Annotated in this window: 30 protein-coding genes and 1 riboswitch; of the genes, 17 read left to right on the plus strand and 13 right to left on the minus strand. The window is 65.2% G+C overall.

What is annotated here, in order from left to right; all coding sequences use genetic code 11:
• Positions 1 to 35 precede the first annotated feature (35 nt).
• Genes MSTE_RS03940 through MSTE_RS03955 form a run of 4 tightly spaced genes read left to right on the plus strand, consistent with a single transcriptional unit; the run spans position 36 to position 4,765 of the window.
• Positions 36 to 1,691, plus strand: a complete 1,656-nt coding sequence (locus MSTE_RS03940; RefSeq protein WP_162291361.1) for a PA14 domain-containing protein — start codon at positions 36 to 38, stop codon at positions 1,689 to 1,691.
• Positions 1,692 to 1,733: 42 nt separating this feature from the next.
• Positions 1,734 to 2,219 carry an SRPBCC family protein gene (locus MSTE_RS03945; RefSeq protein WP_030094311.1) on the plus strand — a complete coding sequence of 162 codons (486 nt, stop codon included), beginning with the start codon at positions 1,734 to 1,736 and terminating at the stop codon, positions 2,217 to 2,219.
• 23 nt (positions 2,220 to 2,242) lie between these two features.
• A complete protein-coding gene (locus MSTE_RS03950; RefSeq protein ID WP_157997627.1) occupies positions 2,243 to 3,592 on the plus strand; it encodes a PA14 domain-containing protein in 1,350 nt (449 codons plus the stop codon).
• Between the two features lie 27 nt (positions 3,593 to 3,619).
• On the plus strand, positions 3,620 to 4,765 hold the full coding sequence (locus MSTE_RS03955) for an acyltransferase family protein (protein ID WP_096499173.1): 1,146 nt from the start codon (positions 3,620 to 3,622) through the stop codon (positions 4,763 to 4,765).
• Here the strand turns inward: MSTE_RS03955 and MSTE_RS03960 are convergent.
• On the minus strand, positions 4,725 to 6,377 hold the full coding sequence (locus MSTE_RS03960) for a DNA repair helicase XPB (protein WP_096499175.1): 1,653 nt from the start codon (positions 6,375 to 6,377) through the stop codon (positions 4,725 to 4,727). The two genes, MSTE_RS03955 and MSTE_RS03960, sit on opposite strands and share 41 nt — an antisense overlap.
• 64 nt (positions 6,378 to 6,441) lie before the next feature.
• Here MSTE_RS03960 and MSTE_RS03965 point away from each other — a divergent pair, with 64 nt between their 5' ends.
• Complete coding sequence (locus tag MSTE_RS03965; RefSeq protein WP_096499177.1) at positions 6,442 to 6,840, plus strand: DUF2628 domain-containing protein; 399 nt, start codon at positions 6,442 to 6,444, stop codon at positions 6,838 to 6,840.
• 21 nt (positions 6,841 to 6,861) lie between these two features.
• Here MSTE_RS03965 and MSTE_RS03970 read toward each other — a convergent pair whose 3' ends face one another.
• Entirely contained in the window at positions 6,862 to 9,087 is a 2,226-nt protein-coding gene (locus MSTE_RS03970) for a helicase-associated domain-containing protein (protein WP_096499179.1), read from the minus strand.
• A 63-nt stretch (positions 9,088 to 9,150) separates the two neighbouring features.
• On the opposite strand from MSTE_RS03970, the gene MSTE_RS25165 reads away from it, so the two are divergent.
• The 5 genes from MSTE_RS25165 (at position 9,151) to MSTE_RS03995 (ending at position 12,129) form a co-directional block, all read left to right on the plus strand.
• The gene (locus tag MSTE_RS25165; protein WP_044104154.1) at positions 9,151 to 9,324 is read left to right on the plus strand and encodes a hypothetical protein; all 174 of its coding nucleotides are present in this window, start codon (positions 9,151 to 9,153) and stop codon (positions 9,322 to 9,324) included.
• 2 nt (positions 9,325 to 9,326) lie between these two features.
• Complete coding sequence (moaC, locus tag MSTE_RS03980) at positions 9,327 to 9,839, plus strand: cyclic pyranopterin monophosphate synthase MoaC (protein ID WP_096499181.1); 513 nt, start codon at positions 9,327 to 9,329, stop codon at positions 9,837 to 9,839.
• Positions 9,824 to 10,309, plus strand: a complete 486-nt coding sequence (locus MSTE_RS03985) for a MogA/MoaB family molybdenum cofactor biosynthesis protein (protein ID WP_096499183.1) — start codon at positions 9,824 to 9,826, stop codon at positions 10,307 to 10,309. The genes moaC and MSTE_RS03985 overlap by 16 nt, the downstream gene beginning before the upstream one ends.
• The gene (locus MSTE_RS03990) at positions 10,306 to 10,734 is read left to right on the plus strand and encodes a molybdenum cofactor biosynthesis protein MoaE (RefSeq protein ID WP_096499185.1); all 429 of its coding nucleotides are present in this window, start codon (positions 10,306 to 10,308) and stop codon (positions 10,732 to 10,734) included. Before MSTE_RS03985 ends, MSTE_RS03990 begins: the two co-directional genes overlap by 4 nt.
• Before the next feature lie 87 nt (positions 10,735 to 10,821).
• Entirely contained in the window at positions 10,822 to 12,129 is a 1,308-nt protein-coding gene (locus tag MSTE_RS03995) for a lipase family protein (protein ID WP_096499186.1), read from the plus strand.
• 2 nt (positions 12,130 to 12,131) lie between these two features.
• On the opposite strand, the gene MSTE_RS04000 is transcribed toward MSTE_RS03995, so the two are convergent.
• The 5 genes from MSTE_RS04000 to moaA form a co-directional block, all read right to left on the minus strand.
• Positions 12,132 to 12,839, minus strand: coding sequence for a class I SAM-dependent methyltransferase (locus MSTE_RS04000; protein ID WP_096499188.1), 708 nt, complete (start codon positions 12,837 to 12,839; stop codon positions 12,132 to 12,134).
• Positions 12,840 to 12,844: 5 nt separating this feature from the next.
• Positions 12,845 to 13,639 (minus strand): class I SAM-dependent methyltransferase, encoded by a 795-nt coding sequence (locus MSTE_RS04005; protein ID WP_162291362.1) that lies wholly within the window; start codon positions 13,637 to 13,639, stop codon positions 12,845 to 12,847.
• A gap of 127 nt (positions 13,640 to 13,766) precedes the next feature.
• Positions 13,767 to 14,852: a transglycosylase family protein gene (locus MSTE_RS04010; RefSeq protein WP_096499192.1), complete on the minus strand. Its 1,086-nt coding sequence runs from the start codon at positions 14,850 to 14,852 to the stop codon at positions 13,767 to 13,769.
• 10 nt (positions 14,853 to 14,862) lie between these two features.
• Positions 14,863 to 15,040, minus strand: a riboswitch (cyclic di-AMP (ydaO/yuaA leader).
• Between the two features lie 291 nt (positions 15,041 to 15,331).
• Entirely contained in the window at positions 15,332 to 15,580 is a 249-nt protein-coding gene (locus tag MSTE_RS04020; protein ID WP_096499194.1) for a MoaD/ThiS family protein, read from the minus strand.
• Entirely contained in the window at positions 15,581 to 16,573 is a 993-nt protein-coding gene (moaA, locus tag MSTE_RS04025) for a GTP 3',8-cyclase MoaA (protein ID WP_096499196.1), read from the minus strand.
• 92 nt (positions 16,574 to 16,665) lie between these two features.
• Here moaA and MSTE_RS04030 point away from each other — a divergent pair, with 92 nt between their 5' ends.
• Together MSTE_RS04030 and MSTE_RS04035 are read left to right on the plus strand one after the other, a co-directional pair.
• Positions 16,666 to 17,079: a cold-shock protein gene (locus MSTE_RS04030; RefSeq protein ID WP_030094326.1), complete on the plus strand. Its 414-nt coding sequence runs from the start codon at positions 16,666 to 16,668 to the stop codon at positions 17,077 to 17,079.
• A 28-nt stretch (positions 17,080 to 17,107) separates the two neighbouring features.
• On the plus strand, positions 17,108 to 17,800 hold the full coding sequence (locus MSTE_RS04035; RefSeq protein ID WP_096505401.1) for a DNA alkylation repair protein: 693 nt from the start codon (positions 17,108 to 17,110) through the stop codon (positions 17,798 to 17,800).
• On the opposite strand, the gene MSTE_RS04040 is transcribed toward MSTE_RS04035, so the two are convergent.
• Both MSTE_RS04040 and MSTE_RS04045 read right to left on the minus strand, forming a co-directional pair.
• Positions 17,797 to 18,309, minus strand: coding sequence for a DUF2771 domain-containing protein (locus MSTE_RS04040; protein WP_096499198.1), 513 nt, complete (start codon positions 18,307 to 18,309; stop codon positions 17,797 to 17,799). The two genes, MSTE_RS04035 and MSTE_RS04040, sit on opposite strands and share 4 nt — an antisense overlap.
• A complete protein-coding gene (locus tag MSTE_RS04045; RefSeq protein WP_162291556.1) occupies positions 18,306 to 19,904 on the minus strand; it encodes an MFS transporter in 1,599 nt (532 codons plus the stop codon). Before MSTE_RS04045 ends, MSTE_RS04040 begins: the two co-directional genes overlap by 4 nt.
• Positions 19,905 to 20,043: 139 nt before the next feature.
• On the opposite strand from MSTE_RS04045, the gene MSTE_RS04050 reads away from it, so the two are divergent.
• On the plus strand, positions 20,044 to 20,781 hold the full coding sequence (locus MSTE_RS04050; protein WP_096499202.1) for a DUF3027 domain-containing protein: 738 nt from the start codon (positions 20,044 to 20,046) through the stop codon (positions 20,779 to 20,781).
• On the opposite strand, the gene MSTE_RS04055 is transcribed toward MSTE_RS04050, so the two are convergent.
• Together MSTE_RS04055 and MSTE_RS04060 are read right to left on the minus strand one after the other, a co-directional pair.
• Positions 20,778 to 21,239 (minus strand): SRPBCC family protein, encoded by a 462-nt coding sequence (locus MSTE_RS04055; protein ID WP_096499204.1) that lies wholly within the window; start codon positions 21,237 to 21,239, stop codon positions 20,778 to 20,780. The genes MSTE_RS04050 and MSTE_RS04055 overlap by 4 nt on opposite strands.
• A gap of 40 nt (positions 21,240 to 21,279) precedes the next feature.
• Positions 21,280 to 21,525, minus strand: a complete 246-nt coding sequence (locus tag MSTE_RS04060; protein WP_096499206.1) for a DUF2530 domain-containing protein — start codon at positions 21,523 to 21,525, stop codon at positions 21,280 to 21,282.
• Between the two features lie 80 nt (positions 21,526 to 21,605).
• On the opposite strand from MSTE_RS04060, the gene MSTE_RS04065 reads away from it, so the two are divergent.
• The 4 genes from MSTE_RS04065 to MSTE_RS04080 are packed head-to-tail and all read left to right on the plus strand — an operon-like array spanning position 21,606 to position 24,515.
• Positions 21,606 to 22,037, plus strand: coding sequence for an Rv0880 family HTH-type transcriptional regulator (locus tag MSTE_RS04065; RefSeq protein ID WP_096499208.1), 432 nt, complete (start codon positions 21,606 to 21,608; stop codon positions 22,035 to 22,037).
• A 34-nt stretch (positions 22,038 to 22,071) separates the two neighbouring features.
• Positions 22,072 to 23,394 (plus strand): MFS transporter, encoded by a 1,323-nt coding sequence (locus MSTE_RS04070; protein ID WP_096499210.1) that lies wholly within the window; start codon positions 22,072 to 22,074, stop codon positions 23,392 to 23,394.
• Positions 23,395 to 24,207, plus strand: a complete 813-nt coding sequence (locus tag MSTE_RS04075; protein WP_096499212.1) for a TrmH family RNA methyltransferase — start codon at positions 23,395 to 23,397, stop codon at positions 24,205 to 24,207.
• On the plus strand, positions 24,204 to 24,515 hold the full coding sequence (locus tag MSTE_RS04080) for a DUF2537 domain-containing protein (RefSeq protein WP_269458225.1): 312 nt from the start codon (positions 24,204 to 24,206) through the stop codon (positions 24,513 to 24,515). The genes MSTE_RS04075 and MSTE_RS04080 overlap by 4 nt, the downstream gene beginning before the upstream one ends.
• 11 nt (positions 24,516 to 24,526) lie before the next feature.
• On the opposite strand, the gene sepH is transcribed toward MSTE_RS04080, so the two are convergent.
• On the minus strand, positions 24,527 to 25,339 hold the full coding sequence (gene sepH, locus MSTE_RS04085; protein ID WP_096499214.1) for a septation protein SepH: 813 nt from the start codon (positions 25,337 to 25,339) through the stop codon (positions 24,527 to 24,529).
• 312 nt (positions 25,340 to 25,651) lie between these two features.
• Positions 25,652 to 26,113 (minus strand): lipoprotein LpqH, encoded by a 462-nt coding sequence (locus MSTE_RS04090; RefSeq protein ID WP_096499216.1) that lies wholly within the window; start codon positions 26,111 to 26,113, stop codon positions 25,652 to 25,654.
• Between the last annotated feature and the right edge of the window lie 26 nt (positions 26,114 to 26,139).

The following is a 26,139-nucleotide window of genomic DNA, read 5'->3' on the forward strand; positions in this document are numbered from 1 at the left end:
TCTCGCAAGCAGATACGGCCATCGAAGCTGAATCTATGTCCTATACCAGCGGAGGCGGGGGAGCCTGGGCGGACGGTGGTGCATCCGGTGGCACCCTGTTGGGTCTCTACGGCCGGAATGCTATTGCCACAAACACGGTGTGGCTCCAAACTTCGTCGAGAATAGTTATTCGGGCGCGTGGGCAACAATGTCTGGGCGCGCCGGCCATGCGCATCAGCGTCGACAATGCCGAGGTGGGCAATTTCACCGTATCGGCAAATGGCCTGACCGATTACACGGTGGATTTGTCCATCGCCGAAGGGTCGCATTCGATCACCATTACGAACAGCGCGGCGTACAGCACGTTCTTCTGCGGCCGAATGCTGGTGCTGGACAAGGTGACGGTGGTGTGGGCCGGGCCGGCCACCACCACGCCGACAACCACGACGGCGCCGCCCTCGGACTGCGTCGTGAATGAGTACCAGGCCAGCTACTACAACAACACCGCGTTGAGCGGTGACCCGGTGGTGCGACAGTGCGAGACATCGGTGGGTGGCCATTTTCGAAGTGCCGCACCGGTATCCGGCGTCAACACGTCGAACTGGAGTGCCCAATATGTCGGAACGATCCACTTTCCGGTCAATGGCAACTACGTGTTCAGTGCCGACACCGGGAACATGGCGGTACGGGTGTGGCTTGACGGACAGCTGGTGATCGACAAGGGGACGGTGAGCTGGGGCAGAAATCTGGCCGCCAAGAACGTCACCGCGGGTGATCACGCGGTTCAGGTCGCCTTCTGGAAGTCGTCTGGCGATTCCTTCGAGTTCTTCTCGGTCTCGCAAATGGGGCCGGGACCGACCAGCACCAACGGCAACTACTTCTCGGCAGACTCCTTCTGGAACACACCGATTCCCGCCGACGCCCAGATCGACTCTCGCTCCGACGGTTGGGTGGCGATGCTGGGAAACCAGAATGGCATCTCGCTGAACAGCAGCACGTGGACGCAACCCATCTATATCGCGCCACCGGGCACCCCTACCCGCGCCATCCGAATCACGAACTCGAACAAGAACCTGACTGTTCCGTACCTGCCGTCCTATAGGGCGAGCCCTGACGGTGACAGCGCGCTGATCATCGTGGATCAGGCGAAGGGATGTGCCTACGAGCTGGAGATGTTCAACAATTCCTCCTCGGCGGTGGCCTCCGCCTCCTATCACGCCTACACCGGCACCGGCGGACACACGTCGGGGCCGGCCCATGCGGGCGGCGAGCTGTCCTGGTTGGCCGGGCTCATCAGATCGTCGGAGGTGAGCGCCGGCGGCATCAACCATGCGCTGCGCTACGCGCTGCCCATCGGTTCACCACGATTCGTTTATCCGGGCACCCGTTCCGACGGCACCACACCCGGCGGCATTCCACAGGGGACCAGGATGCGGCTCGACCCGTCCCTGAATCTGGACCAGTTCGCCCTGACGCCGTTCCAGCGGATGGTGGCCGTCGCCTTGCAGAACTACGGTGGCTACAACGCCGATACCGCCGGGGTGCTCGCCGTCGCCACCGAGAACACCATGGCCTCGGCACCGTTCAACCTGCCGCTTTCGGGGCTGCCGCAGGCCCTCATCCAGCACCTGCAGTTCCTCAAACCCACTGTGGCGTCTTCTGACATCCGGTTGGACGAGCAGGCCGACCAGACTTGTGCGCAACAGCAGTAGGGCCCATTGTTTACAACCCAACCGATACCGTAAGTTACGGGAATGCCTTCGCTTGACGCAGTCGATGAAGCCTTCCTGTCCAGCGCTCCTGTGCGAGCCAGTCACACCATCTCGGTACCGGTGTCCGCCGACACCGTGTGGCGTGAGCTGACCAACGACACCACGTTGCGGTGGTTGGCGCCGGGTATCAGGGTCGTGTGGGGTAGCCCCCGCGCCGGGGTCGGAGCGGTCCGCAAGATCGGGCCCGCCGTGGGACCCAAGGTGAACGAGCACTACTTCCTCTGGGAGGAAGGACGGCGGAAGGCCTTCTACGTGACGAGCATGCCGGTCCCGGCTCCCGGCTTGCGTGCCTTCGCCGAGGACTACGTGGTGACGCCGACGGATCGCGGTGCCGACTTCACGTGGGCGTGGGCCATCGACGGCACGGGACCGATTCGTAATGCCACCCCCGCGGTGAACGCCATCGTCGGATTCTCGATGAAGCGCACCCAGAGGTACTTCGACAAGATTGCCGCCGCCGGAAGGTAAGCGTTCGCCCGTACAGTGAATCCGTGCGCGCGTTCGTTCTGCTTGCGGTGTTCCTGGTGGTGGCGGCCTGTGCCCCTGCCCGGAACGAGACGGACGTTGCGGCCCAGAACCCTTGCGATGTAGGTCAATACTGGACGCGGTACTACAACAACACTGATCATTCCGGCACCGCGGTGCTCGCCCGATGCGAGTACTCGGTCGGCGGGAACTTCGCGGGATCTCCTGCACCGGGTGTGCGGGCCGACCGATTCTCGGCCGATGCCACCGGCTCGCTGCGATTCCCGGTGACGGGCCAGTATCAGATCGCCTCGATGAGCGGTGGTGTCGTCGCGCGCGTATGGCTGGACGACGAGCTGATCTTCGATCATGCCAATACCCGTGACTGGGGGACCGATCTCGCCACACGCACCGTCGAGGCCGGTGTGCATGCGGTCCGCGTCAGCTATGCCGGTACCAGCGGGCCTGCGGTGCAAGAGTTCTCGGTGTCTCAAGTCGCGCTTGGCCCGGCTTCGGACAACGGCAACTACTTCGCGGCGAATTCATTCCTGAATCAGCCCCTCCCGCCCAATCCGGCGGTCGACCCGCGCTCGCCGAATTGGGTTGCCGCGCTGATGCATCACCCAGATGTCAAGGGAATCGACGTCAACGAGGACATCTGGACCACCGCCGTGTACCACGCGCCCGCGGGCACCCCGACCCGGACCGTCGCCGTCCGTAACAGCGGGAAGTCGATCGATATCCCCTACCTGCCGCATTATCTGCCCACCCAGGACGCCGACGCCCATATCGCGATCATCGACGACACCACCGGGTGTGAGTACGAATTCCAGTCCTTCAAGCCGGATGCGATGTCGGCCATCGCCCAGGCCACCTACCGGGTGAACATCGGATCGGGCGGACATGTCAGCGGGCCCGCGCATTCGGGCGGCGAGCTGTCCTACCTGGCCGGTCTGATCACGCCGGAGGATGTGCACGCCGGGGTGATCGATCACGCGCTGCGATTCGCCATCCCGATCAACGCGCCCACCTACGTGTACCCGGGTACCCGATCGGACGGCACGGTGACCGATGGAGTGCCGGAGGGGATCAGAATTCAGCTCGATCCGGCCCTGGATTTGCGAACGCTGAACCTGAGTCCCTTCCAGCAGATGGTTGCGACGGCCCTACAGAAGTACGGCGCGTTCGATGCCGATGTCGCGAAGACCTTCTCGCTGACGGCGCGCAGCGTGATCGACGGCACCCGGTATCCGACCCGAATCGACGATCTGCCGCGCGAGTTGATCGGGCACCTTCGGTTCCTGACGCCCTCGATCAGCTCCACGGACGTCCAGCTGGACACCGCTGCGGACCAGGGCTGCCGACAGCAGCGCTAATCTGGTAACGCTGATACCCTTCTTTCGGTGTCGCGACGCTCTGTGGCTGCTTATGACTCCTTTCTGGCCACGAGAAAATTCGGGGCTCTGGACGGCCTGCGGGCGCTGAGCGTCCTGGCGGTGATCTGGCACCACACCTCCGGGACACCCGGTCCGAGGATCTCGCACAGCGGATTCATGGGCGTGGACTTCTTCTTTGCGATCAGTGGCTTTCTCATTACCACGCTGCTGGTGCGTGAACGTGATCGCACAGCGGACATCTCGCTGCGAAACTTCTATGTGCGCAGGGCGTTACGAATCTTCCCGTTGTACTACGCGGTGCTGGCCCTGTATGTCTTGCTGGTGTTCGCCACCGAACGCGGTACGCCGAAGGGCGAGCAATTCTTCCGGAATCTGCCCGCATTCCTGACCTACACCGTCAACTGGTTCGTCGACCTATCCGCCGGTACCTCGGTGCCGTTCTACTTTTCGTGGTCGCTGTCCACCGAGGAACAGTTCTATGTGTTGTGGCCGCCGCTGTTGGTCGGCGCGCTGCTCTTGGGCAAGGGGAGAATCGGGCCCCCGCTCGCCGTGCTGTTCGTCCTGGTCGCGGTATCGGTCGGTGCGGGTATGTTCCTGGATACCCGGGTGCTGCCGTGGCGCATTCTCGCGAGCCTGTCCTTGCCCATCCTGCTCGGCGCCGCGTCCGCGATCGTGGTGAACATGCGTCGTGGCTACGCGGCGGTTTCCGCGGTGCTGGGGTGGTGGTGGTCCGCCCCGGCGATGTTCGCGGCGATGCTCGGCGCGCTGTGGTTCGGTGCGCCGCCCTGGTCGATACAGATCATCATGGTCACCGCGGTCACCGCCGTGACCATCCGCGAGGACACCCCCATGCACCCGATACTGACCTGGAGGCCTCTGGCATTCATCGGTGTCATCAGCTATGGGATCTACCTGATGCACATGTTGTGCGCCAACGTCGTTCGCCGCGTGGTGCACGAGGAGCAGGGGTTGGCACTGTGTGCCGGAACGACGATTCTCGTCATCGCCGTTGCCTATGTGAGCTTCCGGTACTTCGAGACACCCCTGCTGCGCATCAAGCGCCGCTTCGAATCATCCGCAGAGCGGTCCGGTGACGAACTGTCCCGGACCGCTAACCGATTGCCGGTCCGAGCAGATCGTCGGCATCGGTGATTCGGTAGCCGTAACCCTGCTCGGCTAGGAACCGCTGCCGGTGAGCCGCGTATTCGGCGTCGAGGGTGTCGCGCGACACCACCGAATAGAAGTACGCCTGTCCGCCGTCTGCCTTCGGCCGTAGCAGCCGCCCAAGTCGCTGCGCTTCCTCTTGGCGTGAGCCGAACGTGCCCGAAACCTGAACCGCTACAGCCGCTTCCGGCAGGTCGATGGAGAAGTTGGCTACCTTGGAGACCACCAGCGTGGCGATCTCCCCGCGCCGGAAAGCGTCGAAGAGCTCTTCGCGTTCGGCGTTCTTGGTGGAGCCCTGGATCACCGGGGCGTCCAGCTCGGTGCCCAACTCGTCGAGCTGATCAAGGTAGGCGCCGATCACCAGCGAGGGAACTCCCGGATGGCGGGCCAGGATCGACTTCACCACGTTGATCTTCGTGTGGGCCGTCGAGCACAGTTTGTATCGCTCGTCGGCCTCGGCCGTCGCGTAGATCATCCGTTCGTTCTCGGTGAGGGTGACCCGCACCTCGATGCATTCGGCGGGGGCGATCCAGCCCTGTGCCTCAATGTCTTTCCACGGGGCGTCATAACGCTTGGGCCCGATGAGGCTGAAAACATCGCCCTCGCGACCGTCCTCCCGGATGAGGGTGGCGGTCAGTCCGAGGCGGCGGCGCGACTGCAGGTCTGCCGTCATCCGGAACACCGGAGCGGGCAGCAGATGCACCTCGTCATACACGATCAGACCCCAGTCCCGGCTGTCGAACAGTTCCAGGTGGCGGTACTCGCCCTTGGTGCGCCGGGTAATCACCTGATAGGTCGCGATGGTGACCGGCCGAATCTCCTTGCGTTCGCCCGAGTATTCGCCGATCTCCTCTTCGGTCAACGAGGTCCGCGCGATCAGCTCTCGTTTCCACTGCCGCCCGGCGACGGTGTTGGTCACCAGGATCAGGGTGGTCGCCTGGGCCTTGGCCATCGCCGCGGCACCGACCAGCGTCTTACCGGCACCACAGGGCAGTACCACCACGCCGGAACCGCCCGCCCAGAACGAGTCGGCCGCCATCTGCTGATAGTCCCGAAGCTCCCAGCCATCCTGGGCCAGGCTGATCGGGTGAGCCTCACCGTCCACGTATCCGGCGAGATCCTCTGCTGGCCAGCCGATTTTGAGCAGCATCTGCTTGACGCGGCCACGCTCGCTGGGATGCACCTGCACGGTGTCGTCATCGATACGGGTGCCGAACATGGGAGCGAGCTTCTTATGCCGCAGCACCTCTTCGAGGACGGCGCGATCCAGGCTCACCAACGTCAGGCCATGCGCCGGATGCTTGATGAGCTGCAGTCGCCCGTAGCGGGCCATGGTGTCGACGATGTCCACCAGCAGCGGTTGCGGTACCGCGTAACGGGAGAAGGTGACCAGGGCGTCGACAACCTGCTCGGCGTCATGCCCGGCGGCGCGGGCGTTCCACAGCGCCAGTGGAGTGATGCGGTAGGTGTGCACGTGCTCGGGCGCGCGTTCGAGCTCGGCGAAGGGGGCGATCGCCTGGCGCGCCGCATCTGCCTGGTCGTGATCGACCTCCAGCAGCACGGTCTTATCGGATTGGACGATCAGCGGTCCATCGGTCATTCGGTCCAGGATAGTGATGCCCGGGGACATTGGCGGGTGCTGTATGCCCTGCTAGATTGCTGCGGTGACGACACCACAAGACCGCAGCACCCTGGCCGAGATTTGGCAGCGCCGGTTCGCGTTCTACGACCAGTACGCCGCAGCGCCGACGAAAGAAGAGGCGAATGCCATCTTCCGGGCGGGGTCGTTCTGGACTCGTGTCCGCTTGACCAGTAATTTCCTGGCCTTTTTCTTTGGCCCGATCTACTTCTTCGTCAAGGGGATGTGGCGCAAGGGCCTCGTGTTGTTGGGGATCACGGTGAGTGTCAGCGTCGCGCTGGGGGTTCTGGGGGCCTCCGACAGCGTGACGCGCGCCTTCTCCTTTGGCTTTGCTGCGCTGTTCATGGGAATCGCCAACCAGGCCTACTACCTGCACTGGGTACGCAAGAGTGAGTCCTGGAATCCTTTCGAGGGTGTCCGCTGAGGGGTTAACCAGCCCTCACGGTCAGGACGGTGGGGAAACCGCGGTGATGCGGTGAATCGCGAAGTCGCGGATTCGCCCTGCGGCGGTATCAAAGGCCGACAGCTGCCCACCGCGCACGCTGATCGGATTGACCACGCGCGAGGACGCCACCCCGGCCGGGTCCACATACCCGATCAACACACTGGTTTGAGCCTTGGCGGACTGTTGCAACAACGCCACCGCATGCGATGGCTCGATGCGAACACCGTCGTGATCGCCTACTGCCCGTAACGCCTTGACCACCGCGGCGGCCGCGGGCTCGCTGAGCACCGGTGGCGTCCAGCCCATCCGGTGCGGCTGCGGTGTCACCCGGGCGCGATGCGTCCGCAGCGCCACGATCGTTCCGGTGGCATCTTCGGCAGCGGGGGCGAAGCCGGCCGAGCGCAACCCGGCCACCAGCTCGGCCAACGGAGCGAAGGACACCGCGACCGTCGGGGCCAGCAGCCGCAGCCCCAGATCCTCGGCCAGTGTCGATGCCATCACCTGGGTCAGCAGGGCCACGTCATCGCAGCGCAGGAACGAGCTGGCTACCCCGGCCCGAAGCTGTCCGTGCCGTCGCGCGACATCGTCGATGAGATACGTCAGCGATTGGGGGACAGGGGTTTTGGAGCGTGAACCGAAGAAACTGTGTAGAGACGTCGCGGTCCGCCCCGAGTCCAGCGCGCGGCGGATGCTCGCCTCGCTGACCCGAAAGACGCTGGCCGCCCCCGCCGATTCGAGGTCCGCCACCGCCGTCAGCTCCAGTTCCACCTCGCGTGTCAGCGGTCCGGGTGCTACGACCGTCAGGTCGGCCTGCACCAGGAAGTGATCGATGGGGGTGGGTAGCGCCTTGTCCATCGCGGCCAGCGTCGCGGCCTCATCGCCGGCACTGTCCAGGAAGGTGCGCACGTGCGTCGTCAAGGCGCCGCGCCCGATCACTCCCATTGTCGTCGCCTCGAACAGCAGGGCCGTTACCGGTTCCACACCCAGCCGGCCGCCCCAGCGCGGCCGGCGCCACCGCATCACCCGCGACGTTTCCTCGGTCCGCAATCCTTGCCCGGGCTCCAGCTCGCCGAGGATCTCCAGCAGTAGCTTGCGATCATGCGGCGCTGCCGTCGAGCGGAGTGAATCAGAAAGGGCCGCAATGGGTTTATCCTCGCTGGTGCGCTTACCTATCAGATCCGGTCGCGCCGCCAGCATCAGCCAGGCCGACATGAGCCGTAACCAGCGGGTTGCGGTGGGCAGCTCGGCGAAGCGGTCGGCCTGTACGGTCGGCGCCCAATGCCAGCCCTCGGCATCGGTCTCGATATCGGGGTCACCGACCGCGATCAGCTCCGCGGCCGCCAGCACCTCCAGCAGTAGTCCCATCCGACTGTCGTCGATGCCCGTCGCCTTCGCGAGCCGTTTGACCTCGCGCACCCCCAAACCGCCGCTGCGCAGCTGCGGGGCCGGGTTGACCCCGAGCTCGTCGAGCAGCAGGCCCACCTCGCGCAGGAGATCGAGGGCGGCACCGGCGGCGGCGGCATCGGTTTCGGCCTGGGTCGCCGTCGTGGTCTCGACGGTGGGGGGCTGCAGCCGGTCTGGCTCCTCACCGCGGAGCAGCTGTGCCACGAACCTAGGCAACAACACCGTCTCGTCGTCGATGCGCTGCAACAGCCCGGCGGCCAGTAGCCGCTGCACCGGACGATCCGGCGGGGCGTCGGGCGCGGCATCCCGGGTGCGACCGATCGGGGATCCCGCGATGAGTGCCCGCAGCAGCTCCATCTCGCGTTCATCGGTCGCCTCCAGGGCTGCGCGCGCGGCGTCATAGGAGTCCGGGGTCTGCTCGCTGATCACCTGACCAACCACCCAGGGCAGACCCAACCGTGTTTCTCCCGCCAGATGGAGTTCGCGATCCCCCCACACCAGCGCCAGCTCACGCAGCCGGTCCAGGGTGGCACGCACCTGCAGCTCGGTGGCGCGACCGTCGACCTGGGTGAGCACCTCCGAGAGCCGAATACCCGTGATGTCCGCACGCGCCACCAGCAGCGCATCCAGCACCGCCAGGGTCAAAAAGTCCAGGCTGTCGGTCGCCGCGCGCACCGATTGGCGTGAGAGCGCCCGGCCCGCCAGCGCCGCCAGTGAACCCGGAGGTGGCGAGGCCAAATCGGGTCGCAACTGGACCAGCCGCACCAACTGTTCGTCTGGCAGCTGGCGCAACCAGGTAGCCAATGCCGCATCCTCACTCATCGGTCACCAGCGTAGAGGCGGGTTGGGTTCGCCGTCGGCCCCCCGGCCTGCCACAATGGCTTCGTGGCTGACAAAGAGCAATACGTCGACAACGGCTGGCCCGCACATGTGGACGGTGAGCACGCGGTCTCCGAACTCGCGGCCGACCGCACCGGGGCGCTGTCACCCTTCGGCGACATCGAGTTCCCGGTGGAGTCTGTGCCCTACGTGCACCCCGTCACCGTCATCAACAAGTAACGGTGTCCGACGGTCTTCGCGACAGCGAGGGGTCCACACCTGACCGTCTCTCCCACATCGACGAGCACGGGTCCGCGCACATGGTCGACGTGTCGGCCAAGCAGGCCACCACGCGCGAGGCGGTCGCAGCCGGACGCTTCGTCACCACCCCGGACGTCCTGAAGTTACTGGCGGACGGCACGCTCCCCAAGGGCGACGCCGTCGCCACCGCTCGTCTGGCCGCCATCATGGCCGCCAAGCGCACCAGCGAGCTCATCCCGCTGTGTCATCAGATACCGCTCACGGGCATCGACGTGGATTTCCAGATCGACACCGCCAACGGATCCATTCACATCACCGCCACCGCACGCACCAAGGACCGGACCGGGGTCGAGATGGAAGCGCTGACCGCGGTGACGGTCGCCGGACTGACCCTGCACGACATGGTTAAAGCGGTCGACCCGGCATCGCGTATCGACGATGTCCGGGTACTGCGCAAAGAGGGCGGCAAGACCGGAACATGGACCCGACCCTGAGATCAGCGCGGGTGATCGTGGCCTCCACCCGGGCAGCCACCGGCCAATATCCCGACAAGACGGGGCCCGTCATCGCCGAATGGCTTGGTGGGCAAGACTTCCGTGTTGAAAAGCCGATCGTCGTGCCGGACGGAGACGCGGTAGGGGAGGCCATTCGTTCGGCGTTGGCGGATCGGGCTTCACTGGTCATCACCACCGGTGGTACCGGACTGTCACCCACGGATGTCACTCCCGAACAGACGGCCGCGCTGCTGGACTATCAGATACCCGGCCTGGCCGACGCGATCAGACGCTCGGGTCCGCCGACCGTACCCACCAGCATCCTTTCGCGCGGCGTGTGCGGAGTCGCCGGTCGTACTTTGGTGGTCAACCTGCCCGGCTCCACCGGCGGGGTGCGCGACGGGCTTGCGGTGCTCGAGGGCGTGCTGGGCCATGCGCTAGACCAGATAGCCGGGGGTGATCACGTATGAGCGCTAGCGTCACTCGAGCACTATTGACCGCCGAGCGCATCTCACTGATCGAGCACGAGCAACTCGTCGATCATGAATCAGCAGGGGCTACAGTCGGATTCGTAGGCAACGTGCGGGACCACGACGGCGGTAAGACCGTGCTGCGGCTGGAGTACTCGGCGCATCCGTCGGCCCAGCAGGTGCTGACCGATGTGGTGGAACGCATCGCCGCAGAGGCAGATGGTGTGCGTGCGGTGGCGGTGAGTCACCGCATCGGCGCACTGACGGTCGGTGAGGCGGCTTTTGTGGTGGCGGTGAGCGCCGACCATCGCCGTCGGGCATTCACCACCTGTCAGCGCCTTGTCGACGATGTGAAGGCAGCGCTGCCGGTATGGAAGCACCAGTTCTTCGCCGACGGCAGCGACGAGTGGGTGGGGTCGGCCTGAAAAATCCGGGCACCGATTGGGGTCTGGTACCTAAAAACCCAGATCAGGGCGTTGACAGTCCCGTGGGTACAGTAACTTTCTTGGTTCATGAGCACTCCAGTGCAACCGAGACACCGCAATACGGCTCCTGCACCCCAGATTTTCCCGCACCCCGGTAAACGTCCGGCGCACCCCGACGACGATCCCTTCCATTGCCCACCTGACGGCTTCTGGGATGCGGAACCCGGATCAGTTCTGCGTGCCCGCCCGGCAGATATCGGATTCCTGGGGCTGTTACGTCAACAGGTAACCGCCTGGCAATTGCTGTTTCGCACCACCGATCCGCATGGCGCGCCTGAAGTCTCGGTCACCACGGTGTTGGTGCCCGCTACCCATGACCCGCACTCTCCACGCCTGTTGGCGTACCAGTGTGCGATCAACTCCAGCCAGCGATCCTGCTTTCCCTCCTATTGCCTGCTGCAGGGTGCGCGGGGCCCCTTCGCCAATCCGCAGATCGAATTGTTGTTGATGGCCGCCGCGTTGCGGCAGGGCTGGATCGTGAGCGTCGCAGACCACGGTGGACAGCCGGGCCGTTATGTCGTCGCACGCCAACCCGGTTACCACGTACTGGACGGTTTGCGGGCCACGCAAGAGTTCGCCGAGCTGCGACTTCCGGCCGATACGCCTATCGGGCTGTGGGGATACTCCGGTGGCGGGCTTGCCAGTTCGTGGGCGGCCGAGATGGCGCCTAGCTATGCCCCCGAGCTCAACATCGTCGCGGCGGCGTTGGGTTCACCGGCCTCGGACCCCGGCAAGATCTTGGAGCGGGCCGACGGAGGACTGTTCGCCGGACTGGGCTTTGCGGCCATCTCTGCATTGCGTGGAAGCTATCCGGCGCTCGATTCTGTGTTGACGCAGCACCTTACGTCCAAGGGCGAGAAGATCATGACGACGGTGCGGGAACTGTCGACCGGACAGGCTGTCGGACGGTATGTGATGCGCAACCTCGATCGTTATGTGGACCTGCCCATTGCCGATCTCATGGCGCTGCCCGATGTCGCCGCCATGAGTGAAGATCTGCGCCTGGGCAAGGTGGCGCCAACCTGCCCGGTGTACATCTACACCGCGGTGCACGATCAGCTCGTGGGCGTCGACGAGGTGGATCGCCAGGCCGACTTCTATGCCACGCATGGCACCGACGTCACCTACCGGCGCGACCGGCTCAGCGAACACGTATCACTTGTCCTTCTGGGCGCGCCTGCCGCCTTGCGATGGCTGGCGCAACGCTTGGAAGGTATGGAACCCGAATCTGGCACCCGCACTGTGGGATCCATGCTCGCCTCGATACCCGCGCTATGGACCATCGCGGTGATGTCGACGGCGGCGGCCCGTGTACTCGCGGGCCGCCAACTGTAAGCCTATGCCCGTTCGACGATCACCGTGTACACGGGGACGTAGAGCAGCGGATCGTCGACATCTCGTTCCAGCCGGTCGAGTATTTCGGGGTCTCCACGGTAGGTTCCACGAATCGTGTTGAGGAACTCGGCCTTTGGTGCCGCCATCGTGGTCGGGTTCAGCTGTAGCACGGTCCACCCATTGGCGGTCAGCGTCTGCTCGATGTCCTCCGCCCGCAGGGCGTTCTGGAACGGTGTCGGCACGCCGTGGACTCCGCCGTGCGCGAAACACCATATGTACCAGCGTGCTCCAGGGCGCGTGGCGCGGTGCAGGGCGCTCGCGTACTTCGCGGTTCCCTCATTGTCGAAGCAGTGGTAGACGCCGCTGTCGATCACGGTGTCGAATCTCGAGTCCCAGCCGTCGAGCTTGGTCGCATCGGCGACTTGGAAGTCGATGGTGACGCCGGCTGCTGCGGCCCGGCCCTTGGCCTGTTCGATTGCGGAGGGTGCGAAGTCCAATCCGGTGACGTTAAAGCCCTGTTGGGCAAGGTAAATAGCGTTGTCGCCGAGCCCGCAGCCGATGTCCAGGACGTCGCCGCGAACCGCGCCGAGCAGAGCCAGCTCCTTGATGCGGGGTTTGGCGTCCTTGGAATCCCACGGGACGATGGGCCCGCCGTCCTTGGTGCTCTCTCGGTACAGATCCTCAAATGTGTTCTGAGTGGGTGCGGTCATGACATTTAGCCTCTTTCTGCGACGATACTGAAAAACGGCATGTGGATGATGTCGTCATCCAGCTGTTGGAGACGCGCAAAGGTCTTCTGCGCTTGTTCTGCCACGCCCGGGCGTTGATAGCGCTCACGCATATCGGCAGGCATCTGCTCGGGATCGATGTTGGGCAGTGCGGCGCCGACAAACGCCGCTCGTGATCCGAGATAGGTTGTCCGGCCGAAGTATTGGATGTTCCACTTGGCGTCGGATAGCACGCTCTTGATCTCTTCGGGATCTTGTACGCCGAATGGCATCGCGATGCCATTCACGGTGCCGTCGCCAAAGCAGGCGATGAACCAGCGCGCACCCGGTCGAGTGGCCCGGTGCAGTGCGTTCGCGTATTGCTGATGACCTTCGTGGTCGAAACAGTGATATACGGCGCTGTCGATCACGGTGTCGAACCGCCCGTCCCAGCCGTCGAGCTTGGTCGCATCGGCAACCTGCAGATCGACGGTCACACCCGCGGCGGTGGCCCGTTGCTTCGCCTGATCGATGGCCGAGGGGGAGAAGTCCAGACCGGTGACCGACAGGCCTTGCTGAGTGAGATAGATGGAGTTCTCGCCGAGCCCGCAGCCGATATCCAAGATGTCGCCGCGCAACGCGCCGTACGCGGCGAGCTCTTTGATCCGCGGTTGCGCATCCCTGATATCCCATGGCACGCCCGCGGCGGGAGCGCCCTCGAACATGGGTTTGCCGTTGTAGACAGCTTCGAATGTCTCTTGACTGGGAACGTCCGGGGGAGTGGTCGGTGCCGTCATGTTCACCAAAGTACGCCTCGAAGCCGGGGCGTCAACCCTCTTGACACTGGGCCTAGGCTTCTCGTCGAAAGGGTTACCCCGCAACGAAAATCGCCCCGGCCGTGAGGGCCGGGGCGATTTTCTGGTGTATGACTTAGCGCTGCGCCAGGGCGAGGATTGCGTCGCTGGCCTTGACATCCTGCGTCTGCATGGCGAAGACGATGTCCTTGAGGTAGGACACTCCGCGACTGTCCTGGGGAGTGACATCGGTGGTGCCGGGGGGAAGGTTGTTGGGGTCGGGCAGGTGCCGAACAACTCCCGCGATGGAGTCGGCATTCGGCACGCCGTTGGAGGCCACCGGGCCGGCATCGAACGCGGCCTTGCCGGCGGCGAATCCGATGTCCGCGGCGTCCGGGACACCCGCGGGGAGCGGGATCTCGGGAGCAGCAGCGGGCGCCGGGGCGGGCTCAGGAGCCGGTGCGGGCTCGGCGGGCGCCGGGCCGGACTGGAATTCGTACGGCAGGACCTGATCCTCGGCGGTGGGGGCTTCGGGAGCCGGAGCCGCTTCGGGGGCGGGATCCTCGTCGACGACGGGTGCCTCGGGCGCCGGAGCGGCGATGGCTTCGGGGGCCTCAGGAGCCTCGGGCTCGGGGGCCGGTGCGGGCTCGGCGGGCGCCGGGCCGGACTGGAATTCGACGTCCTGCGCCTCGGGGGCGGGCGCCTCTTCGGGGGCCGGGGCTTCTTCCACGATGGGCGCCTCGGGGGCCTCGGCGACGAACTGCTCGTCGGCCTCGGGAGCCGGAGCGGGCTCTGCGGCGGCCTGCTCCTCATGGTGCGCGGCAGGGGTGATGTTCGCGGCGGGGGCGGTCCGCGGGGTGGAACCGGACAGGCCACGGCCGCAGACCGGCCAGGCGCCACGGCCCTGACCCGCGAGCACCTTCTCGGCAATCGCGATCTGCTGTTCCTTGGTGGCCAGGTGAGCGGACGGGGCGAATTGCCCACCACCGTGGTTGATCCAGGTGCTCGGCGAGAACTGCAGCCCGCCCTGGTATCCGTTGCCGGTGTTGATGGCCCAGTTGTTACCCGATTCGCAGCGCGCGACCTGGTCCCACTCACCGTCGGTGGCTGCTGCGGCCGTCGCGGCCATCATCAGACCGCCACCGACAAGGCCTGCACCTGCTACCGCGACCTTGGCCGCCTTAGCGCCCGCCTTGGTGGGCTTACTGTGCCGTCCACTCATATGTCCGTCGTATTCCTCTCTGTGACGCACCTGCGAAGTCAGCTGTCGGGTTCGAACGAGAGGTCGCTCGGCCCGGTTCCCCGGGCTTCACCCCAAGAACCATGGAGGTCCGTGCTGGAGATCGAAATCTCCGGCGGTTGGGTTCCCCGCCTCCGTCCCTTGGTTTACCGACGAGGTGCCATACCCGAGGGACGGAGCTCGGTGCGCGGGTATGGACTTCGGATGACGGTACGTGCCCGCGCGCGTCTCGTCATGTTGGACATTCCACGGTGTTTCGTCCACGGCGGGGTGGGTTTATTCCCGCCAGTGGTGAGGTCTGCGCAGGTTATTGGGTGGCTCCACCACTCCGTGTCCGTGCCGTGATACTTCCGTGACCTTCCGATGTGTGTTGTAGATCACGAAATTGCCGGGGAATCTCTATGCGCAACTCTCAGAGTCGCCTTAGAGCTTCCTTAATAAAAGGATGGGCCAGCGCACTTCTATCCACCAGCGAACGGAGGCAGAACATCCACGATAGAGCCTGATTCCGGGCGGTGGGAGCGGTCGCGGACGGCCACGCCGTCATAGAGAAAGGAACAACGCGCCAATACGCGTTCCAGTTCCGGTCCTTTTGCGGCCAGCTGGCGCGTCAGGTCGTCGAAAGAAGCCCCCGTGGGGAGCTCCACGGTCTCCTCTTCGATGCCTGCGGCGTTCGCGGCTGCGGCGAAATACCGGACCCGGATGCTCACCTAGCCGCCGATCGCGCTCATGGGACGGTCCGGCTGCAGGAAGGACGGGTCATTGATCCCGTGTCCCGGCTTCTTTCCCCACATGGCGGCCTGCCAGGCCGAGGCCACTGCCGCGTCGTCGGCGCCCGAGCGGAGCAGCCCGCGCAGGTCCGTCTCGGTGGTGGCGAACAGGCAATTGCGTATCTGACCGTCGGCCGTCAGCCGGGTGCGGTCGCAGTCCCCGCAGAACGGTCGCGACACCGAGGCGATGATCCCGACCGTGGCGGGACCCCCGTTGACCAGCCAGCGTTGTGCTGGAGCGCTGCCACGAGGCACCGGATCCGTGCTCAAGGTGAATTCCCGGCTCAGGGCGGCGTGGACCTCGTCGGCCGTCACCATGTGAGCGCGGCTCCAGTGGTGCCCGGCATCCAGTGGCATCTGTTCAATGATCCGCAGCTCGAATCCGTGCTCCAGACTGAATCGCAGTAGCTCGACCGAGTCCTCCTTGTACTGCTCGGGCGTCAGCACGGCATTGATCTTTGTCGGGGTCAACCCGGCAGCGCTCGCGGCTTCGAGGCCGGCGAGAACGTCGGTCAGCCGGTCGCGGCGGGTGATAGCGGCGAAGCGATCCGCATCCAACGTATCCAGCGACACGTTGATGCGGTCCAGCCCGGCGTCTCGTAGCGCGGCGGCCTTGCGGTCCAGGCCGATGCCGTTGGTGGTCAGCGCGATATCCGGACGTGGCGACAGCGCGGCCACCGCGGTGATGATTCGCTCTAAGTCCTTGTATATCAACGGCTCTCCGCCGGTGAATCGGACGCTACGGATTCCGAGCTCGCTCACCGCGATGCCGATCAGCCGGATGTATTCGTCGGCGGTGAGCAGTGCGTCGCTGCGCAGCCAGTCCAATCCCTCTGCTGGCATGCAGTATGTGCAGCGCAGATTGCACCGGTCGGTCAAGGACACCCGTAAGTCGGTCGCGATGCGGCCGAACGAATCGATCAACGGGGTCATAAGTCCAGCGTAGCGACCACTTGCGTGCGCCGAGTAGGATGACCAGTCACCGCGTCCTATTTGGGGCGCGTTAATCATGTGAGGTGAGTGCAGTGCCAACCGGCAAGGTCAAGTGGTACGACGCCGAGAAGGGCTTCGGCTTCCTGTCGCAGGAGGACGGCGAGGACGTGTACGTCCGGTCCTCTGCGCTGCCTGCTGGCGTTGAGGGGCTCAAGGCCGGTCAGAAGGTCGAGTTCGGCATGGCTGCGGGCCGCCGTGGTCCGCAGGCGCTGAGCCTCAAGTTGATTGACGCGCCGCCCTCGGTGCAGAAGACGCGCCGCGAGAGCAGCGGGCCGGTGAACCATAAGCACACCACCGATGAGCTGCACGGCATGATCGAGGACATGATCACCCTGCTGGAGGGCACGGTGCAGACCGAGCTGCGCAAGGGGCGGTACCCGGATCGCAAGATCGCCCGCAAGGTGTCCGAGGTCGTGCGCGCCGTCGCCGCTGAGCTGGACGCCTGACCTGACATCCATCCGCGCCGAGGATGTGATCGCGGCGCTCGATGCCATCGGTGATCCCGGCCGGGCCGAGAAATCCGCGCGGTTCTTCAAGACCGGACCGGGCGAGTACGGCGAGGGCGACGTCTTTGTCGGTGTGTCCGTACCCGAACAGCGCGCGCTGGCGCGACAGTTCCGTGGCATCGGACGCGAGGCGGTGGTGCGGCTGCTGGCCAGTGAGGTGCACGAGCACCGATTGACGGGGCTGATTCTGGCGGTGTGGGAGTTCGCGCATGCCAACGGCGCCGAACGCGATGCCTGGGTACAGATGTACCTGCGGCAGGTCCGTGGCGGCCGGGTGAACAACTGGGACCTGGTCGATTCCTCGGCTGAGCAGATTCTGGGTGAATGGCTTGTCGGCCAGGACTATTCGCCGCTGCTGCAACTAGCGGCAGAAGATGACCTCTGGCGTCGGCGGGTGGGCATCATCGGCACCTTCGCCTTCACCAAACGTGGTGACGCGCAACCCCTTCTCGCGGTGGCATCGCTGGTGATCGACGACCGGCGTGACCTCATCCAGAAGGCCTACGGCTGGATGCTGCGTGAAGCCGGAAAGCGTTGTGGTACCGAGATTCTCCTCGGTTACCTCGATGCACACGCCGCCGCTATGGGTCGCACCGCACTGGGCTATGCCACCGAGCATCTGGATGCCGCGGCACGCGCGGAGTATCGCGCTCTGCGCTAGTTCTGCCAGACCGTGGCCACGGACCAGATTGCGTGGGTGACCTCCAACAGGTCGCCGGTCTCGGTCTGAACCACCGTCGGGAGCTTGATTTCCAGACCCACCAGTCGCCGCCCCTCGCCGTCGATCGTTGGGATTGTCACGGCGGTTCGATGGTCGCGGTACACGCTTGATTCGGCCCGCTTGTGGTCGACGTCGTCCACCGGCGCATAGATCCTGGACAGCATCCATGGCGCCTGGGCGATGCGCCCATCTACCGAAAGTTGCACGGGTTCATGAGCGTTGACGGCCAACTGGACGGTGTGTCCGGGCGGGTCACACTGGTCCAGCTTGTTCTTGTCGCAGTACTGATAAGGCGCGGCATGGATGACGGTGCCGTGGGTGAATGCGCTGATCTCGGGCCGCTCCGCCGGGCCTTCTCTATGCTCGTGCAGCTGCCAGGCGATGAACCCCACCATCGCGGCAGCGGTCAGCACCAGGACGGCGGCAAGTGCCGCCAGTTTTGCCTTCACGCGACTACCTTGCCACCCTCTTGTTCGGCCATCACCGGGCGGTTACCGCCCAGGCCCGGAATCAGGGAGGCGCCGCGGAAGCTGGCCAGCGTCTGCGCCAGGCCGAGGATGAGCACCGCGGATATCACCGTGAATCCCACCCACAGATCGGTGTAGATCATCACGCCGATAGCGCCACCGAGTACCCAGGACAGCTGCAGCAGCGCCTCGGAACGCCCGAACGCCGACGCCCGGGATTCCTCGGGCAGGTCATCTTGCAGTGAGGCGTCCAGGGACGCCTTCGCGATGGCGCTGACTCCCGATGTCACCAGTGTCGCGAACACCACGACCGCCAGAACTCCGGTAACCGCCGCCGCGAGCGCCACCACCGTGACCGCGCCGGCGCACCGCACGACAAGCAGGGCGGGGCGACCGAGCTTGAGCCGGGCGCTGGTGGCATTGCCCGCGAAGTTCCCGATGCCGGCGGCGGCGCCGATCATGCCGAGCATCGCGAGTTGTTGGAAGCCGTGTGCGTCATGGGATTTGGCGACGAAAGCCGGGTACAGCGTGAGGAAACCCACCATTACCTTGATGGTGCTGTTACCCCACAGCGCGGTGATGATGTTGCGGCCCAGTGGCTGGCGGATCTTGTCCTGCTGCTTATGGGAGCGTCGGAGCAGGATCGTCGGGTGTTCACCGTCGTCGCCGTGGTAGCCGAAGGTGGTGGGCACCTCACCGGCGGTCACCTCGACCCACTTGGGGATGCGCATGGACGACCAGGCGCCCACTGCCGCAGCGGCCATCACGGCGAAAAGCGCTCCGGGTAACTGGAATACCCGGGTGAACGTGAGCTCGAAGGCGCCGGCGATGGCGCCGCCCACGATGGTCCCGCCGACCAATCCGAAGGTCGTGAGCCGTGAGTTGACGCGCACCAGGTCGATGGTCGGCGGCAGCACCCGCGGTGTTACTGCGCTTCGCAACACGCCAAAGGATTTGGACAGCACCAGCATTGACAATGCGCACGGATACAGCACCCAGGGCGGGAAGCTGCCGCTGGCACCGTCGTAGTTGGCGATCATGATGACGGCCAGCGCGATGCGCAGCCCGAATGAGGCCGCCAACGCCGCCCGGCGCCCATGTTGCAGGCGATCCAGTGCGGGACCGATCAGCGGGGCGATAACGGCGAACGGGGCAATGGTGATGAGCAGGTACAGCGCCACCTTGCTCTTGGACTCGGCGGTGGCGGCGGCGAAGAAGAGTGTGTTGGCGAGGGCCACCGCCATCGCGGCATCCACCGCAAAGTTGGCCATCACCGGATAGGTGAGCGCGGTCAGGCCGGATTTGTCGGCGCCGTCGGCGGTCGCGGCCTTGTGGAACAACCCGTACATCCGCGAGCCCATTTCGCGGCTGCGCATGGCGGCCACCCGGGTGACCGTCAGCTTCGGCGGGATCTCCCGCTCAGGCGAAGGACGCCGCCGCGACTCTTCCCGGCGTTCCTGGCCCAGCGGCGGCAGATACCGGTTCGATGAGCCGCTCGCGCGACCAGGATCGCGCTTCGATGAGCCGCTCGCGCGAAGAGGGTCGCGCGGGGCGCCGCCCGTCGGATAGTTGGCCATACCGGGGTGGGAGTTCGCGTCGCGCGGATCCTGATTTCGGCGGCGAGATGGGGAGTCACTACTGCCTTGGCGGTTCCCGAACCGCGCGTAGTCGTCCCGCACGCATCGATTGTCCCTCACGGTGAGAAGATGGTCAGCGATGGACATCACTATCTCCGGCCGCGACGCCCTCTATACCTGTATCGACCAGGCTCGTACGGCCATCGTCGAGTTCAGTGGGGAGACCGTGGGCAAGTACCTCGGGGCCTCCTCCGAGAGCACTGATCTGCACGCGTTGACTCACCGCTTCGAAGCCGATCTGCCGGGGTACCGCGGATGGCACTGGGAGGTGGTGATGGCCGCGGCACCCGGCGCCACCGTCGCGACCGTCAGTGAGGTGGTGCTTGTTCCGGGCACCGAGGCGCTGCGCGCACCGAACTGGGTGCCCTGGGAGGAGCGCATCCGCCCGGGCGACCTGGGCCCCGGCGACCTTCTCGCCCCGCCGCCCAACGACCCTCGCCTGGTACCCGGATACACCGACAGCGGAGATGCGCAGGTCACCGAGACCGCGGGTGAGATCGGGTTGGGGCGTAAGCAGGTGCTGAGCCTGACCGGGCGTGTCGACGCCGCACAGCGGTGGTTCGACGGCGACTGCGGTCCGGACACCGAGATGGCGCGCGCCACCCGCCGGGTGTGCCGATCCTGCGGCTTCTACCTGCCGCTGGCCGGCTCACTGGGTGTCGCCTTCGGGGCGTGTGCCAACTCCATGTCGGCCGACGGCCGTGTCGTGCACATCGAGTACGGCTGCGGCGCTCATTCCGACACGCCGCAGCCACTCAACTCCGCGATGCCGTTGTACGAGCCCTTTGACGACGGCGTCCTGGATCTGGCGGACTAAACGCCTTCTGCGGCTGCTTTGATCCTGGCCAGCGACGTCCGCATGCCCTCCAGCAGTGCCTCGTCGAACACCTCGGTGCCGCCGAGCATCAAATTCTGCAGGTTGGTGGAGATCGCTGAGCGCTTCTCACCCATCACCCGACGCTCGGTGACCCTGGTGCCACCGGCCGCGGTGGGCTCCAGCTCGTAGCTCCACTCGCTCAGGTTGTCTTTGACGTGCCAGGCAAGACGCTTGTTGGGCTCGACGGCGGTCAGCACGGCACGCGTCGGCCATACCTTCCAGCCCTTGCGGTTGTAGTTGACGACATTGGTGCCCGCCTGCACGGGTCCGCGCACGAACATCTTGCGGGTCTGTGGGCTCCACCGCGGCATGTTCTCCAGATCGGCGATCAATCCCCATACCTTCTCCACCGGCGCATTGATCTCGACGGCGGTTTCCAGCAGTGATGCGTTGGGCATGAGATTGCTCCTCTTCCGGGATATTGCGGGGTTGGTTCGGCTACAGGCCGGTTTGTGCGCCGCGTGAGCCGCGCCGCACTGCACGAACTTGTAGCAGGACGATGACGGTGCCCAGCGCGCCGGTACCGAGTCCGGCGAGCGTTATGGGACGCCAGCTCTCGAGCGCAGGAATGGTGAAGGCGATGATGTTGGCAATGAGCCACAGCACTGTGCCTGCGACGACAACCGGCCACGGATTGAGCAGTGCGGCCGGGAGCGGGGGCGGTTGGGGCGCGGGGGTGTCCACTAGATGCGCAGCATACGTGGCACGAACTACACGGGGCTAGGTCCCTGTGAAAGCCCTGGACGTGCCGTAAGGTTTGGGCCGTGAGCGACCCCGATGCCCGGTTGGCCAGCGATCTCTCGCTTGTTGTCATCCGCCTGGCCCGGCATCTGCGGTTCCGGCGCGCGGATTCGCCGGTCTCGTTGACGCAGTTGTCGGCATTGGCGACGTTGCTTAACGAGGGGGCGATGACCCCGGGTGCGCTGGCCGCCCGCGAGCGTGTGCAGCCGCCGTCGATGACGCGGGTGATCGCCTCGTTGGCCGAGCTCGGGCTGGTGGAGCGCTCGGCGCATCCGACCGACGGGCGCCAGGTAGTTGTCTCGTTGTCGGAGGCGGGTGCCGATATCGTGCAGGCCGATCGCAGCGCCCGCGAGGAGTGGTTGCGCGAGCACCTGGACGATTTCACCCCGGAGCAACGGGTGGTGCTGCGGCAGGCGACCGACCTGCTGTCGGCGCTGGTCAATGAAAACGGTTAGCTGACAATCTCGTTAGTCTCTAAAATGATTCACCGTGGCTGACCGCGGCGGGATATTCGTATCGCTGCGCACACGTAACTACCGGCTATGGATCAGCGGTCAGATGGTGTCGCTCGTCGGCACCTGGATGCAGCGCGTGGCGCAGGACTGGCTGGTGCTGGACCTCTCGCACGGCAACGCCTTCCTGCTCGGTGTGGTCATGGCGTTGCAATTCGGGCCGACGCTGTTGCTATCGGTGTGGGGCGGAATGCTGGCCGACCGCTACGACAAGCGCCGGATGCTGATGTTGACGCAGGCGTTGATGGCGCTGTTCGCGTTGACGGTGGGGCTTCTGCAGGTCACCGGGCTTGTCCGGATCTGGCATGTGATGGCGGTGGCCTTCGCGATGGGATGTGCCGCGGCAATCGAGGCACCCACCAGGCAATCCTTCACCATTGAGATGGTGGGCCCGGACCGCCTGCCCAACGCGGTCGGACTCAACTCCATGGTGTTCAACCTCGCGGGCATCATCGGGCCCGCGATCTCCGGGGTGTTGATCGGGCTCGTTGGTACCGGCTGGGTCTTCCTCCTGAACTTCGTCAGTTTCATCGGTGTGGGCATCGCGTTGTGGCGCATGCGGCTTGACGAGCTGCACCCGAGTGAACCTGTTCCGCCGGCTAAGGGGCAACTGCGTCAAGGATTTTCGTACGTGTGGCACCGTCGCGACCTGTTCATGATCATGCTTACCGTGTTCCTGGTCTCTACATTCGGGCTGAATTTCTCGCTGACCCTTGCGGTGCTGGCACGAGAGACCTTCGGTCGCGGCGCCGAGTCATACGGGCTGCTCTCGACGGCGCTGGCGGTCGGCACATTGTTGGGCGCCACCCTGGCTGCCCGGCGCACCGAGAAGGTGCGTATGAATTTGTTCTACAGCGCCGCTATGGCTTTCGGGGTTTCCGAGGCTGTCGTCAGTGCGATGCCCACGTATCTTTCGGTGGCCATAGCGCTCATCCCGACGGGTCTACTTGCGCTGACGTTCACCACGTCGGCGATGAATATCATTCAGCTGTCCGTGGATTCGCAGCTGCGGGGAAGGGTGATGGGCATTTACATGGTGGCTTTCCTGGGTGGCACTCCGCTGGGCAGCCCGTTGGTGGGCTGGTTGGCCGATCTGCACGGCGGGCGGATGCCGCTGCTGATCGGCGGGGTGGTGTCGGTGGCTGCCGGGCTGACCTGCGCGGTGTATCTGCGCCGTCACCCGTGTCCGGTTGTCGCCGAGGTGGTTCCCGAAGGCGGTCAGATACGTGCCGGGCTTATTCCGCCCGCCCCGGTCGCCACCCCGGTGTGCGAACCGACGCCGCTGGCGAGGCGGGTGTAGGTGCTGGTCATCGATATCGACAACGCTGCCGATCCACGTTTGGACAGCTTCCGCGATCTCAACAGTGTCGACCGCAGGCCCGATCTGCCCAGTGGGAAGGGGCTGGTGATCGCCGAGGGTGTATTGGTGGTGCAACGCATGCTGGCCTCACGATTCGCACCTTTTGCCCTGTTGGGTACCGACCGTCGATTGACCGAGCTTGCAGGCGATCTCGAACCTGTCGATATTCCGTACTACCGGGCAAGTCCAGAAGTCATGGCGGAGGCCGTTGGCTTTCACCTCAACCGTGGGGTACTTGCCGCGGCGAGGCGACCCGTAGAACTGTCGGCGACCGAACTCATGCGGACCGCGCGCACGGTGGCGGTGCTGGAAGGCGTCAACGACCACGAGAATCTGGGTTCGATTTTTCGCAACGCCGCGGGAATGGGAGTGGATGCGGTGCTCTTTGGCAGCGGGTGCGCGGACCCGCTGTACCGCAGGGCGGTGCGGGTATCGATGGGGCACGCACTGCTGGTGCCGTTCGCTCGTCTTCCGGAATGGCCGAAGTCGTTGTACAGATTGCGGGACAACGGTTTCCGATTGTTGGCGATGACGCCTGCCGGCGACTCGCGGTCGCTGGCCGATGTGATCCCGCCACTTCATAACGAGAGGGTGGCCCTGATGGTGGGCGCCGAGGGGCCTGGGTTGACCGACGTGGCTTTGCGTGCCAGCGATTTCCGCGTGCGCATCCCGATGGCCAACGGCACCGACTCGTTGAACGTGGCCACCGCCGCGGCATTGGCGTTTTATGAGCGCGCTAGGCTCGCGCCGTGACCGGCGACAAGCAGCCCGCACGACGGACAAAGAGCTCGGCGGATTCCGACACCCCATGGGTCGAGGGCATCGTCTCGGCGATGTGTGTGGCCGTGGTGGTAGCGGTGGGTGTGGTGGTACTGAGCCTCGGATTGGCGAAGGTGCATCCGCTGTGGGCAGTCCTGCTCAATATTGTTGCAGTGGGCGGTCTTTCGCCAACGTTATGGGGTTGGCGGGAACGCCCCGTGTTGCGATGGTTCGTGCTGGGCATCGCGATCGGAATCGCCGGCGGATGGCTGGCGGCCGTGGTGACCGCCCTGATCGCCTAGGGCAGCTCTGGTTAATTCTGTCCGCTGGAGCGAACGCCGAGTAGCACGTCTTCCCAGGTGGGTACCGCAGGCTTGTTCCGTCGTGAGCGGCGTGGCGCGGGAGTCGGCTCGACGTCGTTGACTTCCTCGACCGGCTCAGGTTCGCGGACGGGCTCGGGCTGCGGTGCGGGGCGCTCGTTGAACAACTCCGGTTCGGGCTCAGGAAGAAGCGGAGCCACCGGCGCGACGGTGCGCAGGCTGCGGGTGAAGGTCGGGTCGATGAGCTCCCGGGCGGAATCATCGAGTGCGGTCACCGTGCCGCCATGTGCCCCGGGGGTGAATCGGAAGTGCGCCTTGTTATCCGACCGGCCGGCTCGCCATTGCAGCTGGACGGTCCATCGGCCGTCTTCGACCTTCCAGGCGTCCCACTCGATGGCATCGGGATCAAGTCCTCGCGCGAACATTGCGCCGGCAACGGTATCGGCGAGCGAGTTGACGGTGGGGCCGTCGCTGCGCACGGGGTGGGCCGCGGTTGCCATCTCGGCGGCGCGCTGCCGTTCCAGCAATACAGGATGGGCGAACCGTTCGATCCGGGCGACATCGACTCCGGCGGTGGTGGCGACTTGCTGCACGGTGGCACCGGCCCGGATGCGGGCCTGAATTTCCCGGGGTCGCAACGAGCTCTCCATTTCGATCTGGATCTGCCCGAGGCGGGACAGATCACCCCGGGCAGCTGCGCGGAGCCTGTCGTCGGCGTCGATGACGAACTTGTCGCTGCCGTTGGCATCCTGGCAGACCACTCGCTTGCCGTCGGCTGATAGGCCGATGACTTTCAGTTCGCGCACGATGTCCTCCTCGCCCTGGCCTGGATGGCCCAGTTCTTGGGACCTTAGTGCAGGTAGAGGGCCATTCCGCGGTGACACGCGGGGGTGTGGGCTACTTGCTTTTGTGGACAGTTCGCGCTATGTGACGCATGTGGCAGGTGTTGTTTGCCACCGGTATCGATCGCGTCGACCCGGCAGGGTCGGTCTGGGCGGTGAGCCACCTCGCGCAGGCCGGGACGACCGGCACATGAGAGGCGCCAGAATCCTGCTGTTTGGAGGTCTAGCCGGGTAGCGCGGATCTGTCGCGGTTACCCGGCTAGACGCCCATCTGCCTTATGGGCAGGTGACCTCGATTTCGAATGGCTTGTTGGAAGGCTGCATCGGGTTGGCCATGTCCACGGCGATGGCAGTGCCCTCGATGTGGTACTTCTTTCCGTCCTTGGTGGCCTTCGCGTTCGCTCCGGGGGTGCCTTCGGAGAATGCCAACGACTGCCCATTGAGGCTGCCCAGGCCCGCGGACTTCACCGTCGGGGAATCGCCGTCCGTCACCACCGCGCCGAAGCCCTGGGCGCCGCTGCCGATGACGATGTTGACGTTGCCGTTTGAGGCCTGGCAGATGACGGCACCCTCGATCTTCTGCTCCTTGCCGTCGATGACGACCCTGGCGCTGCTGTTGGTTGCCACCGCGCCGCCGTTGCCACTGACCGTGGTGCTGGACTTATCGCTCGAGCAGCCGACCAAACCTGCGGCGATAACCGCCGCGCCGCCAATGGCGACCACAAGCCCACGCTTCATTGCGTTCTCCTTATGTGTGATGAGGG

The organism is [Mycobacterium] stephanolepidis (assembly GCF_002356335.1).
GTDB lineage: Bacteria > Actinomycetota > Actinomycetes > Mycobacteriales > Mycobacteriaceae > Mycobacterium > Mycobacterium stephanolepidis.

Coding starts and splice junctions, on each gene's coding strand:
- MSTE_RS03940 (WP_162291361.1), top strand. CDS start 36: ATGTCCTATACCAGCGGAGGCGGGGGAGCCTGGGCGGACGGTGGTGCA.
- MSTE_RS03945 (WP_030094311.1), top strand. CDS start 1,734: ATGCCTTCGCTTGACGCAGTCGATGAAGCCTTCCTGTCCAGCGCTCCT.
- MSTE_RS03960 (WP_096499175.1), bottom strand. CDS start 6,377: ATGACCGATGGACCGCTGATCGTCCAATCCGATAAGACCGTGCTGCTG.
- MSTE_RS03970 (WP_096499179.1), bottom strand. CDS start 9,087: ATGAGTGAGGATGCGGCATTGGCTACCTGGTTGCGCCAGCTGCCAGAC.
- MSTE_RS03985 (WP_096499183.1), top strand. CDS start 9,824: ATGGACCCGACCCTGAGATCAGCGCGGGTGATCGTGGCCTCCACCCGG.
- MSTE_RS03990 (WP_096499185.1), top strand. CDS start 10,306: ATGAGCGCTAGCGTCACTCGAGCACTATTGACCGCCGAGCGCATCTCA.
- MSTE_RS03995 (WP_096499186.1), top strand. CDS start 10,822: ATGAGCACTCCAGTGCAACCGAGACACCGCAATACGGCTCCTGCACCC.
- MSTE_RS04000 (WP_096499188.1), bottom strand. CDS start 12,839: ATGACCGCACCCACTCAGAACACATTTGAGGATCTGTACCGAGAGAGC.
- MSTE_RS04010 (WP_096499192.1), bottom strand. CDS start 14,852: ATGAGTGGACGGCACAGTAAGCCCACCAAGGCGGGCGCTAAGGCGGCC.
- moaA (WP_096499196.1), bottom strand. CDS start 16,573: ATGACCCCGTTGATCGATTCGTTCGGCCGCATCGCGACCGACTTACGG.
- MSTE_RS04045 (WP_162291556.1), bottom strand. CDS start 19,904: ATGGCCAACTATCCGACGGGCGGCGCCCCGCGCGACCCTCTTCGCGCG.
- MSTE_RS04050 (WP_096499202.1), top strand. CDS start 20,044: ATGGACATCACTATCTCCGGCCGCGACGCCCTCTATACCTGTATCGAC.
- MSTE_RS04055 (WP_096499204.1), bottom strand. CDS start 21,239: ATGCCCAACGCATCACTGCTGGAAACCGCCGTCGAGATCAATGCGCCG.
- MSTE_RS04090 (WP_096499216.1), bottom strand. CDS start 26,113: ATGAAGCGTGGGCTTGTGGTCGCCATTGGCGGCGCGGCGGTTATCGCC.